Genomic DNA, 13,373 nt, shown 5'->3' with positions numbered 1-13,373 from the left:
GCTTCTTAGTTCATTTTGTGATAAACGTACATACAGTAGCTGATGAATGTTCTACTTTACTCTGTCATTATAATGATAGCAACTATTTATCTTTATAAGCATAGGTGAAGTCAACATCAAGACCAGTTGAGTTACGTACAAGTCCTTTGATTGAAGGATTTTGCAAACCTTTTGTAAATCGGAAGTAAATCGGATTATACATTGCTTCATCATAAAGTGCTTTTTCAGCAGTTTTATAATCATTTGCAGCAGCTGTTGGATCTAATGCATCAGTTGAAAGTGCTTTTTCATAGGCTGCATCGTATGTAGAGCTATTTGCCTTACCATAGTTATAAGCTGAATTTGAAGTGAACAAGCCATAGAATGTTGATCCTTCTGGATAGTCACCACCCCAAAGAACAAGAGCAACATCAAAGTTTTGATTCTTGGTATCTTCAAGACGTTGTTTGAATGTCACAAATTTTTCTTCAACAGTCAAACCAGGAAGAGCTTTCTCCCAAGTTTCCTTAATGTAATCAACTGCAGCTTTTGAAACAGGTGAATCTGAATCTGCTGTAATTGTCAATTTCAAGTCGCTCAAACCAGCTTCAGCAAGACCTTCTTTAAAGAGCTTAGCTGCTTCTTCCTTGTTATAGCTATAGCCAGGTGCTACATATTTAGATAAATCAGTACCATCAGGTAATTTTTCCAATCCAGTAGGTACAAGACTAGTTGCTGGAACTGAACCTGTATCAACCGCAGCTTCGACAATACCTTTACGATCAGTAGCAAGGTTGAGGGCTTGACGGATTTTAAGATTATCTAGACCTTTAACTTTGCCAGTTTCATTATAGGTCATATAACTTGTTGTTGCTTCTGGAACTGTAACAACATCTTTATTCTTTTTATTAGAATTAAAAATTGCTGACGTACTTGAAATGCTTGCAAAGTCAAGTTGACCTTGTTTATACATTTGAACGGCTGTATCAGGTTTCTTAACCGTTTGAATATTGATTGTCTTTGTTTTGACGTGCTTAGCATCCCAATAATTGTCATTTTTGACAAGTTTAAAGCTACCACTTGTACCATTCCAATTTTCAACTTTAAAAGGTCCAGAATAAATTTGTTTATCAGACTTCGTTCCATATTGTTTTCCAGTCTTTTCTACAAATTCCTTATGTTGCGGAACAAAATTTGAGAATGACAAAAGACTCTTAAATTGTGGAGAAGGATTTGACAAGGTAAAGATAACTTTATTACCCTCAGCCTTAACACCCAACTCTTCAACACTCTTCTTACCAGCAATAATATCTGCAGCATTAACAAGGTGAGAATCTGAAGCGAGGTAAGCATATTCAGAAGCTGTAGTAGGATCAACCATACGTTGCCAAGTATAGACAAAGTCCTCAGCAGTAAGTTTAGTACCATCTGAATACTTCAAGTCATCTCTAAGAGTAGCTGTATAAGTCAAACCATCGGCCGACACATCAACCTTTTCAGCCAAATCAGGTTGCAACTTACCATTTTTATCAACACGGAGCAAGTTGCTTTCTGAATTCCCAATCGCCAAGGCCGAATAGTGGTCTGTATTTTTAGAAACATCAAGTGTCAATATTTCAGTAGGTGTGTACCAGTTAATTTCATCTTTACTTGAGGTTGATTTTGAACCACAAGCAGCAAGAAGTGTTGCAGAAGCCAAAGCAATTACTCCAGTAGCTACAATACTTTTAAAGTTACGTTTCTTAATCATGTTTATAAGAAACCTCCTCCAATAAAAAATTTACTTTCGTGTATAATTATACCTTAAAACATTCTAAAGTAAAGACCTAATTCTGAATAATTCGACAACTCAGTTATGTTTGCCTCTAAAAAGACTATAAATATCCAAAAATTGTGCATCTATAGCTCTTCTTTCACAATGCTATAGAATTTTTACAATCAATCCAAACAAAAAGGCTAAGATGCATATCTTAACCTTATAGTATTTTGGACTAATTCTCAGTTTACTTTGTATTTATACACAAGCTTATTTTTACCCAACTGATCCTTCCATTTCATAACTAATCAAGCGGTTAAGCTCAACAGCATACTCCATTGGAAGTTCTTTGGTAAATGGTTCCACAAATCCCATGACAATCATTTCAGTTGCTTCTTGTTCTGAAAGTCCACGGCTCATGAGGTAGTAGAGTTGCTCTTCAGAAATCTTAGAAACTTTAGCTTCGTGTTCAAGAGCAACTTGTGAGTTGTGAATTTCATTAAATGGAATCGTATCTGACTTAGATAAATCATCCATCAAGATCGTATCACATTCAATGTGGGAACCAGATTTCTTAGAGTCCTTATTGAAAGTTACTTGGCCACGATAGTCAACCTTACCACCATTACGGGCGATTGATTTAGAGACAATAGATGATGATGTATGTGGCGCATTATGAATCATCTTAGCTCCTGTATCCTGGTGCTGACCAGCATTGGCAAAAGCTATAGAAAGCATAGTCCCACGTGCACCTTCACCATCTAGGTAAACCGAAGGGTACTTCATTGTTTTCTTAGCACCAAGGTTACCGTCAATCCACTCAACCGTAGCATTTTTCTTAGCAGTGGCACGTTTGGTTACCAAATTATAGACGCTATCTGACCAGTTTTGAATGGTTGAATAACGCATATAAGCTCCTTCAAGTGCAAAGATTTCAACGATGGCTGCATGAAGACTGGCTGAAGTATAGGTTGGTGCCGTACAGCCTTCCACATAGTGAACGCTCGCACCTTCATCAACGATGATAAGGGTACGTTCAAACTGAGCCGTTGCTTCATTATTGATACGGAAGTAGGTTTGAAGTGGGATATCTACCTTAACACCTTTCGGCACATAAATAAAGGTACCGCCTGACCAGAAGGCAGAGTTAAGGGCCGCAAATTTATTGTCTGTTGGTGGAACCAGTTTTGAGAAGTACTTCTTGAAGAGTTCTGGGTACTCTTTAAGAGCTGAGTCCGTATCTGTAAAGATAATACCCAACTTGTCATACTCTTCTTTCATGTTGTGGTAAACCACTTCTGATTCATACTGAGCTGAAGCCCCTGCCAGGTAAGCACGTTCAGCTTCGGGGATACCAATACGTTCAAAGGTTTCCTTGATTTTTTCAGGTACATCTTCCCAGTCACGAGCAGGTCGGTCTGACGCTTTTTGGAAATATGTCAAGTCATCGAAGTCGATTTCCGAAAGATCTGGCCCCCACTCTTGCATAGGCATTTTCTTAAAGGTTTCTAGTGATTTCAAGCGGAATTCAAGCATCCACTCAGGCTCCCCTTTTTCAGCAGACATGGCACGGACCACATCTTCACTGATTCCTTTTCCTGTTGAAAAGACTGGTGTCACATCATCATGGAAACCATATTTATATTCCCCCAAATCAATGGGTTTTGGTTCTACTTTTTCATTTGTTTCAGTCATAGTATTTTCCTTTATTAAAGGTTTGATTCGTTTTCCTTTTTGCTTGGGCAAGGAGACTAACTGCTCCTTGACTTCCTAAAGCTCGCTTCTCTCTATGGCTTTTTTGAGCGCATTCCAAGAGAGTGTTGCACATTTGATACGTTGTGGAAATTTAGAAACCCCCGCCAAAAGCTTAGCTTCACCTAATTTACCTGTAGCGATGTCATGTTTTCCTTGAATCATAAGAGAGAAAATCTCCGCTAGTTCCAAAGCCTCTGCCTTGGTTTTTCCAATAACTGCATCCGTCATCATACTTGATGAAGCTGTAGAAATAGTACAACCATCACCAGCAAAGGCAATGTCTTCAATCACGTCACCATCAAATTTAACTGACAGATTGATAACATCTCCACAAGTCGGATTATTCAGTTGAAGTTGCTCCACATCTGGTAGGACACCATGATGGTGAGGGCTCTTAGAGTGATCGGCCACAACAGCCATATATAAACTATCTAGTCTAGAGAGTGCCATTGAAAAACTCCTTCGTCGCAAGAATTGCCTCCACAAGCTTGTCGCAATCCTCTTTAGTATTGTAAATATAGAAACTTGCTCGGGCAGCTGATGAGATTCCTAAATGATTAATTAAAGGCTGAGCACAGTGGTGACCCGCACGCACTGCCACTCCTTCATAATCAAGAGCTGTCGCCGCATCATGAGGGTGAAGCCCATCAATATTAAAGGCAATAACACCTGCATGCTGGCTAGGATCTTCTGGACCGTAGACTGTCAGACCATCAATCGCCTGAAGCTTAGGCAAAACATAGTCTACCAATTCTTGCTCGTAAGCATGAATATTTTCCATGCCTAAAGCAGAGAGGTAGTCCACAGCAGCTCCAAGAGCAATAGCCCCCGCAATGTTAGGTGTACCAGCCTCAAATTTCCAAGGCAATTCCTTCCAAGTGGCTTCTTGTTCATAAACAAAATCAATCATCTCACCACCGAATTCAATCGGATTCATCTGGTTAAGAATCTCTTCCTTGCCATAAAGAACCCCAATCCCTGTTGGACCTAACATCTTATGGCCAGAAAGGGTGAAGAAATCACAATCCAAATCCTGAACATCAATGGCCATGTGAGGCGCCGATTGGGCACCATCCACCACCATATAGGCACCAACTTGGTGGGCAAGCTTGGCAATTTCTTTGACAGGATTGATGCAGCCTAAAACGTTAGAGACCTGAGCTAGACTGACAAATTTTGTCTTTTCAGTAATCTTGTTGGCCAAATCTTCCATATCCAATTGGCCATCTTTCAAGTAGGCATAAACAAGTTTAGCCCCTGTCTTCTTACAAGCTTCCTGCCAAGGAATGATATTCGAGTGGTGTTCCATAATTGAAATAACTACCTCATCTCCTGGCTCAAGAACCTGCTCTGCAAAACGACCAACCCAGTTAAGACCAGTTGTCGTTCCACGTGTAAAGAGGACCTCTTTGGTTGATTTAGCATTGATAAACTGACGAAGCTTTTCACGACTAGCTTCGTAAGCAGCTGTTGCACGCTCAGCCAAAGTGTGCACACCACGGTGAACATTGGCATTGTCCTCATGATAGTAAGCCATGAGAGCGTCCAAAACGACTTGAGGCTTCTGGGTCGTTGCTGCATTATCCAAGTATACCAAAGGTTCATCATTAACTACCTGATCTAAAATGGCAAAATCTTGTCGAATCTTATAGGCATCTAAAGCTGTCATCTTATCTCCCTATCTAGATATATTATAGGTTAGACTATCTGCGTCGATAGTTCCTAACGTTTGTTTAGTTTTGTATCAGTTACAGAAATCATTTCATCGCGTACTTCTTTAACTGGAATTTCGGTAATAACCGCTCCCAAGAAACCGCGAATAACCAAACGTTCTGCAGTGTCTTGATCAAGTCCACGACTCATGAGGTAATACATATCCTCTGGATCCACCTGACCGATTGAAGCGGCATGTCCTGCTGTAACTTCATTTTCGTCAATCAAGAGGATTGGGTTGGCGTCTGAACGTGCCTTGTCTGAAAGCATAAGCACACGGCTTTCTTGTTGTGCATCAGCACCCTTAGCACCTTTGACAATGTGGCCAATACCATTGAAAGTCAAAGTACCACGTTCCAAAATAACACCATGTTGTAGGATATGTCCCACAGAGTTGTTACCGTAGTTAGTCACACGAGTATCAATTCCTTGAACCTGACGCCCTGATGAAAGACCAATAACTTTGAGGTTGGCATGACTTCCATTGCCAATCAAGTCACTATCAAAGTCAGCAATAACATTGCCTTCGTTCATGATCCCGAGAGCCCAGTCAATGCTGGCATCACGACCGATACGACCACGACGACTAATATAAGTTGTGACGTTTTCACCCAAACGGTCAATAGCCGCAAACTTAACTTGTGCACCATCTTGAGCAATGACTTCAACCGAAATGTTGGCACTAGCTTTTTCAGTCGCTTCACCTAGCGTTTCAAAACGCTCAAGGTAAGTCAATTTACTGTTTTTACCAGCTACGATCAAAACGTGTTTGTTAAATGGAACATTTGAAGTTCCATCTTGGTAAAAATAGCTTTCAACTGGCAAGTCAATTTCAACATTATCTGGTACATAAAGGACTGCTGCACTATTGAAATAAGCATAGTTATAAGCTGCCAATTTGTCCTCATCGTAGGCCACAGCCTTACCAAAGAAGGCTTCAACGACTTCTGGGATTTCCTCAAGAGCAGTCGTAAGATCTGTAAAGACCACACCTTGGCTAATCAAGTCAGCTGGCAATTGTTCAAGAACAGTATTTGTTCCTACTTGGACCAATTTAGGGTTGTTTCCAAGCGCTGTAAAATCAGGCACATTTGCTGATGGTTCATTTTCAGTAATCGTTCCATCACCGAGATTCCAACGGTGGAATTTAACACACTCAATTTTTGGAAGAGCCAAACTTTCAAGCTTATCAAAGGCTGCTTGACGAAGGTCTTGCAACCAAAGTAGCTCTGCTTTTGCTTGTGAAAAAGCGATAATAGATTCTTTTGACATAGGTTACTCCTTTTCTAGTTATTTCGAGTAACAGACTTACGCTTCTTCGTGGTACTCGTAACCGAGCTCTTCAGCGATTTTCGCATAACCTTCTTGCTCAAGACGAGCAGCCAATTCAGGACCGCCTGAAAGAACCACTTTACCTTCCATCATTACGTGTACGACATCTGGAGTGATATAGTTCAAGAGACGTTGGTAGTGAGTGATAATCATAGCACCGAAGCCTTCGCCACGCATAGCGTTAACCCCTTTTGAAACCACTTTAAGGGCATCGATATCAAGACCTGAGTCAATCTCATCGAGAAGAGCAAACTTAGGTTCCAACATGAGCAATTGAAGGATTTCGTTACGTTTTTTCTCACCACCTGAGAAACCTTCATTAAGGTAACGCTCAGCCATTTCTTCACGCATACCTAGCAATTCCATCTTTTCATCCAATTTAGTGATGAAATTAAGAACAGAAATCTTTTCGTCATCTTCTTTACCAGCGTTCATAGCTGCACGGATGAACTCAGCATTTGTGATCCCTGGGATTTCAGCTGGGTATTGCATAGCAAGGAAAAGACCTAGGCGTGCACGTTCGTCAACTTCCAAGTCAAGGATGCTTTCACCATCAAAAAGGATGTCCCCTTCTGTGATTTCATAGTTTGGGTTACCCATAATAGCAGCTGAGAGGGTAGATTTACCAGTTCCGTTAGGACCCATGATAGCAGCAATCTCACCAGTTTTAAGAGTCAAATTAAGACCCTTCAAGATTTCTTTATCTTCAACAGAAACATGAAGATTTTTGATTTCAAGTACAGACATTGTATACTCCTTTTTCATATATACAGCGAGCACTTGCTCGCTAAATTGCATTATTTTTTCGAAAATAGTCTTGCTATTTTCTGGAAAATAAAAAGAGAACTTCCATTTTCCTTAATTAGAGTCATTATAACAAAAAAGCCATTACTTGGCTTTTCAAATGTTTAATTTTTTCGCCCTTGCTTCCATTTTAACATGGTTGCTTGGCGATAATCACTATTCCCGATAAATTTCAGAAGGTTGAAGAGTGGTGTTCGACCAACGCCCCAAATCTCAAGCCCTTCAATCAGAATTTCCATTCCCAAAATCAAACTCAAGAGCAAGAGAATACCACCGAGACGGCTAGAAACGTTTAACAAGAGGGCAATCAATGAAAAGAGGATAGCGATGGCATAAACCACCAGAACCGCTCCTCGATGAGTGAAGCCCATGGCTAGAAGGCGATGATGCAAGTGCATCTTGTCAGCCTCCATGGCTGGGCGCCCTGACAATTTACGGCGGACAATGGCTACCACTGTGTCAACAATAGGCACTCCAAGGATAATAACAGGTGACAAAATAGCCACTGCAGTTGCATTTTTCAATCCTTGCAATGACAAGACACCAATCATAAAGCCAATGAAGAGCGCCCCCGTATCACCTAGATAGATAATTGCTGGATGATAATTGTAAGGAAAGAAGCCCATAATGGCAGCCACCAAGACAAAGATAGTCATGGTCAAGAAAATATCAGTATCATAGAGGAAGAAATAAGAGATCACCCCCATAGTCATAAGGGAAATGATAGAAACTCCTCCAACCAAGCCATCCAAACCATCAATCAGATTAATGGCATTGGTGATGGCCGCAATCCATAATACCGTTAAAATCAAGGTCAGGACTGGCCCAAAATGAATCATGGGACCACCAAATGGAATCTTAAAGCTATCAAATCGGAAGTCTGTAAAAGCCCAAACGATGACTGCTCCAATAACAATACCAAGCATCTTAGGTAGAGGCTTTAATTCCAAGATATCATCAACGAAGCCCGTCAGAGCTACGACAGATCCCCCCACAACAACCGGCAAGATGTACCTGATGTAAGAAACATGCCAGATATCCTTATGGATAATCATAGGCATAAAGACCAAGGTCGCTAGTACAAAGGCTAACAAGATAGCTAGACCGCCAGCACTAGGCATTGGCTTTTTATTGATACGTCTTGCATTGGGATTGTCAACAGCTCCGACACGTAAGGCCAAAGAGCGTACCAAAGGGGTCGCCACAATGGCAATCAAAAAGGTCCCAATCAAAACGAATATATAGTTAATGGTCCAAGGCATGTCTTAGCTCCATTTCGTTGCTTGTAGTACCGGTAAGGCGTCCTCTTCCATCAAGATTGTTGCATGCTCTTGTAGGTAGGCACGTGTTCGGTCTGCCACATTCGCATATTCAAGAAAACGCGCATACATATTGTTCGCGTAATAATCAGGCTCTTCAGCCAAGTAAAGAAGGATCGTCATGTAGTAGACATCCCCAAGTTTATAAAGCTCAGAACCTTCAACAGGTACATCCTTCAAACCTTGCGTAAAAGTCACCACTTGATCAAAATCAGAGAAGGCCAAGACATAGTGGGTATAGTCTTCACGAATATTTTCTTCAGCCACTTCCTTAGTAGGCTCTGTCATAGCTTTATCAACCTCTTCCAAGGTCTTTTCAAGCTCTTCAAGCTTATGGTGTGCTTCGATGTCACCCTTGTCCATAAAATTACCCTCAAGAGCCTTTAGGAACTCTTCTGGAGAAAGCCCTGAGTAGTCATCCATATCTGACAAATCATTGAAATCAAGGTCTTCCTTAAGATCTGATTTAGTCACAAAGACATCCACACGATCCTTGCGTGGCGTGACACGGAAGCTCAGCATCCCACTATTTCTAAAGTTATCAGGCAAGTCCAACTCATCCATGACAGTATAGAAAAATTCCTCTGTTTTTTCCTGGGGAATCAAGAAATCTTTCAATTCCATACCATGTTCTTCAAGATCTTCCATGGTAATCATGATTTTTAGAGTTGTCTCGCTTATTTGTTTCATTTCCATATGTAAAAAACCTCGCACGAGTAGTTATTTCATTATACTAGAAAAGCCAAGAGATAGCAATTTCTGAGCAAGTTTGAGTCTTATTTTGGAAAGGATTTCTAAAAACTTCTTAATGCTAACAAAACCTTGTATTTTCCTATTTATACCCGTCACCTATCCTAAAATGGAGTATAATGAAAGTGAAGATATACACGGAGGTGATGACCATGACTGCCTATAAAAAAGGGTGGCTACGAGCTAGCATTGCTGGAGGAATAACGAGTTTATTGACGCTCTTTCTCTACTTGTCGGGGCAACCTTATCAAGTGAACAAATCTACCTTTCTTACAGGACTAATCGTTGCCATCATACTAGCAACTGCTCCCATTTACGACGATAACCGTTTATCGCTCAAACAGCAATCTCTTCTCCACTTCTCTATCATGTGTGTTACCATCCTTCCAATTCTCTGTTTGTCCGGATGGTATCCCTTGCATAATGTCGTGGACCTCTTGAAAATCCTAGCTAGCTTCTTGACTTGCGGATTGGTCCTATGGTTGCTAGCTTACCTTATCTTTGGAAAACTTCTCCACAAATAATCTCTCAACCAGATAAAAAGGACTTCAATCGAAGTCCTTTTCAGTTTACTTAACAGTAATTATCCGAAAATAAGTTTGACAGCTCCATAGAGAAGCACAATAATACCAAGAACGATACGGTATTTTCCGAAAACTGTGAAATCATGTTTCTTAATGTAATTCATCAAGAAGCGAATCACGAACAAGCTGACAACAAAGGCTGTCACACTAGCTACCAAGAGAATAGCCACTTGTCCACCTGTCAAGGTATTCCCGTCAATGAAATACTTAACCGCCTTAAGGCCACTGTAACCAAACATGGTTGGAATACCAAGGAAGAAGGTGAAGTCAGCAGCTACGCTACGACTCGTACCAACGATGATACCCCCAAGAATAGTAGCTCCTGAACGGCTTGTCCCTGGAATGATACTCAATACTTGGAAAAGACCAATATAGAAAGCTGTCTTGTAAGACATACGTGCCAAATCCGTTACCTTAGGCTCTACACGTCGATTGCGGTCCTCAATCCAAATAAAGGCAATCCCGTAGACCACCAACATGATAGCTACTACAAAGAAATTACTGAGATGGGCCTCCATCCAGTCATCTAAAAGAAGACCAAAGAAGGCTGAAGGAATACAGGCAATGACCACCTTGAGCCAAAGTTGCCAAGTCAATTGCACTTCACGTGCTGTCTTACCAGGTTGGAAGGGATTCAAACGTTTAAAGTAAATGACCATAACCGCAAGAATAGCACCAAGTTGGATAACGATATTAAACATATCGATGAAATCCTTACTTTGTCTCAAGTTCAAGAATTCATTCACCAAAATCAAGTGACCTGTAGATGAAATCGGTAGCCACTCAGTGATACCTTCGACAATCCCAAGAAAGACTGCTTTTAGTAATTCAATAATAAATTGTGCCGTTTGCATAATTATCTCCGTTTTAAAATGCTAGCCTCATCACACCAAAAATGATCAAGGCTCCAAATCGTCCTTCCCATTATATCAAATTACAACTTGTATTTGAAGACAATCTTGATATAGAGATTGTTTTTCTAATCCCAACTTATTGTCATTAATCCTAATTTCCTGTAAAATAGTAAGGTATGACATTTTTATAGGAGACATTGTTTCAATGAAAAAAATTATTGTAGCCTGCTTTGCAGCGCTCCTCCTCGTTTTTGGCGGAGTATCAAGCGCTCAAGCAGACGAGTATCTCCGTGTCGGTATGGAGGCTGCCTATGCACCTTTCAACTGGACGCAGGACGATGACTCAAACGGAGCCGTTCCAATCGAAGGTACCAAACAGTATGCCAACGGTTATGACGTGCAAATCGCTAAAAAAATCGCTGAAGCTCAAGGCAAGAAACCCTTGGTAGTCAAAACAGCTTGGACAGGTTTGATTCCTGCCCTCACTTCCGGCAAAATCGATATGATCATCGCAGGTATGAGCCCAACAGCTGAACGTCGTCAAGAAATCGACTTTTCAGACAGCTACTACCGAAGCGAACCTGTCATGGTTGTCAGCTCAGACGGTGATTATGCCAACGCTAAGAGTCTTAAAGACTTCAAGGATGCTAAAATCACAGCTCAACAAGGGGTTTATCTCTATAATTTGATTGATCAAATCCCAGGTGTCAGCAAACAAACCGCTATGGGAGACTTCGGTGCTATGCGCCAAGCCCTTGCATCTGGTATCATCGATGGCTATGTTTCAGAGCGTCCTGAAGCTAAAACTGCCGAAGAAGCTAGCTCAAAATATAAGATGATTACGCTTAAAGATGGTGGTTTCCAGGTTTCAGATGATGACGTATCCTTGGCCGTCGGCCTTCGCAAAGGAGACAGCCAGCAAATGGAACAAGTCAATAAGGTCCTTGCTGGAATCAGCCAAGAGGAACGTGTCAAACTGATGGATCACATCATTGACATCCAACCTGCAGATAAGACTGATGAGGCTAAAAAAGGAAACTTCTTTAGTCAGATGAGCAATATCATCGCTAAGAACTGGCCACAATTCTTACGTGGTACAGGAATTACCCTTCTTATCTCAATTATCGGTACAGTTGTGGGTACTTTCATCGGTCTTATGATTGGTGTTTACCGCACAGCTCCTAAAGCTGCTAATAAATTTGTAGCCTTGCTCCAAAAACTCTTCGGTTGGGTTCTTAATGTCTATATCGAAGTTTTCCGTGGTACACCAATGATTGTACAATCTATGGTTATCTACTACGGTACTGCCCAGGCCTTTGGTATCAATATTGACCGTACCCTAGCAGCTGTCTTCATCGTTTCTATCAACACCGGAGCCTACATGAGTGAAATCGTTCGTGGTGGTATCTTCGCTGTAGATAAAGGACAATTTGAAGCTGCAACTGCTCTTGGATTTAGCCATGGTCAAACCATGCGTAAGATTGTTCTTCCGCAGGTTATCCGTAACATCTTGCCAGCTACTGGTAATGAGTTCGTTATCAATATCAAGGATACCTCTGTTTTGAACGTTATCTCTGTTGTGGAACTTTACTTCGCAGGTAACACTGTCGCAAGCCAAACTTATCAATACTTCCAAACATTCTTTGTTATCGCAGCAATCTACTTTGTCCTTACCTTCACAGTGACACGCATCTTGCGTTATGTAGAACGCCGTTTGGATCAAGATACTTACACACAAGGAGGGATTCACTAATGACTGAGACGATTTTAGAAATTAAAAACCTCAAAAAATCATACGGAAAAAATGAAGTCCTCAAAGATATCTCCCTCAGCGTCAAAAAGGGTGAAGTTATCTCAATTATTGGTTCTTCAGGTTCAGGGAAATCAACCTTCCTTCGCTCTATTAACCTACTTGAGTCACCCTCAGGTGGTGAAATCCTCTATCATGGGGACAACGTCCTTGAAAAAGGTTACGACCTCACTACCTATCGTGAAAGACTTGGTATGGTTTTCCAATCCTTCAACCTCTTTGAAAACCTTAATGTTTTAGAAAATGCTATCGTAGCTCAAACAACCGTTCTCAAACGTGACCGTAAAGAAGCTGAAAGCATCGCAAAAGCTAACTTGGAGAAAGTTGGTATGGGGGAACAATACTGGAAAGCTAAACCAAAACAACTTTCAGGGGGACAAAAACAACGTGTAGCAATCGCTCGTGCCCTCTCTGTTGATCCAGAAGCCATCCTCTTTGACGAGCCAACTTCAGCCCTTGACCCAGAAATGGTAGGGGAAGTACTCAAGACTATGCAGGAGCTATCTGAAACTGGTTTGACCATGATTATCGTTACCCATGAAATGGAATTCGCACGTGACGTTTCAGACCGTGTCATCTTCATGGATAAAGGGGTAATCGCTGAACAAGGTAGCCCAGAACAAATCTTTGAAAATCCTAAAGAAGAACGTACCAAGGAATTCCTCAAACGCTTCTTGGGTTAAAAATTCTGACCACCCGTCTAACGGGTGGTTTGAT

12 protein-coding genes are annotated in these 13,373 nt (G+C 41.1%); 3 read left to right on the top strand and 9 right to left on the bottom strand.

Annotation, left to right across the window (positions count from 1 at the left end; genetic code table 11):
* Positions 1 to 82: 82 nt before the first annotated feature.
* From HMPREF2877_RS09015 to mecA, 8 genes are all read right to left on the bottom strand, one after another.
* On the bottom strand, positions 83 to 1,729 hold the full coding sequence (locus HMPREF2877_RS09015) for a peptide ABC transporter substrate-binding protein (RefSeq protein WP_070579696.1): 1,647 nt from the start codon (positions 1,727 to 1,729) through the stop codon (positions 83 to 85).
* A gap of 282 nt (positions 1,730 to 2,011) precedes the next feature.
* On the bottom strand, positions 2,012 to 3,430 hold the full coding sequence (sufB, locus tag HMPREF2877_RS09010) for a Fe-S cluster assembly protein SufB (protein ID WP_045001978.1): 1,419 nt from the start codon (positions 3,428 to 3,430) through the stop codon (positions 2,012 to 2,014).
* A 75-nt stretch (positions 3,431 to 3,505) separates the two neighbouring features.
* Positions 3,506 to 3,940 carry a Fe-S cluster assembly sulfur transfer protein SufU gene (sufU, locus tag HMPREF2877_RS09005; protein WP_002886440.1) on the bottom strand — a complete coding sequence of 145 codons (435 nt, stop codon included), beginning with the start codon at positions 3,938 to 3,940 and terminating at the stop codon, positions 3,506 to 3,508.
* A complete protein-coding gene (locus HMPREF2877_RS09000; protein WP_070579693.1) occupies positions 3,927 to 5,159 on the bottom strand; it encodes a cysteine desulfurase in 1,233 nt (410 codons plus the stop codon). The genes sufU and HMPREF2877_RS09000 overlap by 14 nt, the downstream gene beginning before the upstream one ends.
* A gap of 53 nt (positions 5,160 to 5,212) precedes the next feature.
* Positions 5,213 to 6,475 (bottom strand): Fe-S cluster assembly protein SufD, encoded by a 1,263-nt coding sequence (gene sufD / locus HMPREF2877_RS08995; RefSeq protein ID WP_002886437.1) that lies wholly within the window; start codon positions 6,473 to 6,475, stop codon positions 5,213 to 5,215.
* A gap of 36 nt (positions 6,476 to 6,511) precedes the next feature.
* Positions 6,512 to 7,282, bottom strand: coding sequence for a Fe-S cluster assembly ATPase SufC (gene sufC, locus HMPREF2877_RS08990; RefSeq protein WP_045769207.1), 771 nt, complete (start codon positions 7,280 to 7,282; stop codon positions 6,512 to 6,514).
* Positions 7,283 to 7,443: 161 nt separating this feature from the next.
* On the bottom strand, positions 7,444 to 8,601 hold the full coding sequence (locus HMPREF2877_RS08985) for a glycosyltransferase family 4 protein (RefSeq protein WP_070579690.1): 1,158 nt from the start codon (positions 8,599 to 8,601) through the stop codon (positions 7,444 to 7,446).
* A gap of 3 nt (positions 8,602 to 8,604) precedes the next feature.
* Positions 8,605 to 9,354: an adaptor protein MecA gene (mecA, locus tag HMPREF2877_RS08980; RefSeq protein ID WP_070579688.1), complete on the bottom strand. Its 750-nt coding sequence runs from the start codon at positions 9,352 to 9,354 to the stop codon at positions 8,605 to 8,607.
* A gap of 206 nt (positions 9,355 to 9,560) precedes the next feature.
* On the opposite strand from mecA, the gene HMPREF2877_RS08975 reads away from it, so the two are divergent.
* On the top strand, positions 9,561 to 9,932 hold the full coding sequence (locus HMPREF2877_RS08975) for a DUF3021 family protein (protein ID WP_013989973.1): 372 nt from the start codon (positions 9,561 to 9,563) through the stop codon (positions 9,930 to 9,932).
* A 59-nt stretch (positions 9,933 to 9,991) separates the two neighbouring features.
* On the opposite strand, the gene HMPREF2877_RS08970 is transcribed toward HMPREF2877_RS08975, so the two are convergent.
* Positions 9,992 to 10,846: an undecaprenyl-diphosphate phosphatase gene (locus HMPREF2877_RS08970; protein WP_002883622.1), complete on the bottom strand. Its 855-nt coding sequence runs from the start codon at positions 10,844 to 10,846 to the stop codon at positions 9,992 to 9,994.
* Positions 10,847 to 11,051: 205 nt separating this feature from the next.
* On the opposite strand from HMPREF2877_RS08970, the gene HMPREF2877_RS08965 reads away from it, so the two are divergent.
* Both HMPREF2877_RS08965 and HMPREF2877_RS08960 read left to right on the top strand, forming a co-directional pair.
* Positions 11,052 to 12,599 carry an ABC transporter substrate-binding protein/permease gene (locus HMPREF2877_RS08965; protein WP_045771695.1) on the top strand — a complete coding sequence of 516 codons (1,548 nt, stop codon included), beginning with the start codon at positions 11,052 to 11,054 and terminating at the stop codon, positions 12,597 to 12,599.
* A complete protein-coding gene (locus tag HMPREF2877_RS08960; RefSeq protein ID WP_002886432.1) occupies positions 12,599 to 13,339 on the top strand; it encodes an amino acid ABC transporter ATP-binding protein in 741 nt (246 codons plus the stop codon). The genes HMPREF2877_RS08965 and HMPREF2877_RS08960 overlap by 1 nt, the downstream gene beginning before the upstream one ends.
* Positions 13,340 to 13,373 lie beyond the last annotated feature (34 nt).

Origin of the sequence: Streptococcus sp. HMSC072D03 (assembly GCF_001812855.1) — a bacterium.
Taxonomy (GTDB): Bacteria; Bacillota; Bacilli; order Lactobacillales; family Streptococcaceae; genus Streptococcus; species Streptococcus salivarius_D.
This window is presented reverse-complemented; position numbering and strand designations above follow the sequence as displayed.

Bases quoted from the DNA above. Each gene is read 5' to 3' on its own strand.
- HMPREF2877_RS08975 (WP_013989973.1), top strand. From the start codon at position 9,561: ATGACTGCCTATAAAAAAGGGTGGCTACGAGCTAGCATTGCTGGAGGA.
- HMPREF2877_RS08970 (WP_002883622.1), bottom strand. From the start codon at position 10,846: ATGCAAACGGCACAATTTATTATTGAATTACTAAAAGCAGTCTTTCTT.
- sufU (WP_002886440.1), bottom strand. From the start codon at position 3,940: ATGGCACTCTCTAGACTAGATAGTTTATATATGGCTGTTGTGGCCGAT.
- HMPREF2877_RS09015 (WP_070579696.1), bottom strand. From the start codon at position 1,729: ATGATTAAGAAACGTAACTTTAAAAGTATTGTAGCTACTGGAGTAATT.
- HMPREF2877_RS08985 (WP_070579690.1), bottom strand. From the start codon at position 8,601: ATGCCTTGGACCATTAACTATATATTCGTTTTGATTGGGACCTTTTTG.
- HMPREF2877_RS08960 (WP_002886432.1), top strand. From the start codon at position 12,599: ATGACTGAGACGATTTTAGAAATTAAAAACCTCAAAAAATCATACGGA.
- mecA (WP_070579688.1), bottom strand. From the start codon at position 9,354: ATGGAAATGAAACAAATAAGCGAGACAACTCTAAAAATCATGATTACC.
- HMPREF2877_RS09000 (WP_070579693.1), bottom strand. From the start codon at position 5,159: ATGACAGCTTTAGATGCCTATAAGATTCGACAAGATTTTGCCATTTTA.
- sufD (WP_002886437.1), bottom strand. From the start codon at position 6,475: ATGTCAAAAGAATCTATTATCGCTTTTTCACAAGCAAAAGCAGAGCTA.
- sufC (WP_045769207.1), bottom strand. From the start codon at position 7,282: ATGTCTGTACTTGAAATCAAAAATCTTCATGTTTCTGTTGAAGATAAA.
- HMPREF2877_RS08965 (WP_045771695.1), top strand. From the start codon at position 11,052: ATGAAAAAAATTATTGTAGCCTGCTTTGCAGCGCTCCTCCTCGTTTTT.
- sufB (WP_045001978.1), bottom strand. From the start codon at position 3,430: ATGACTGAAACAAATGAAAAAGTAGAACCAAAACCCATTGATTTGGGG.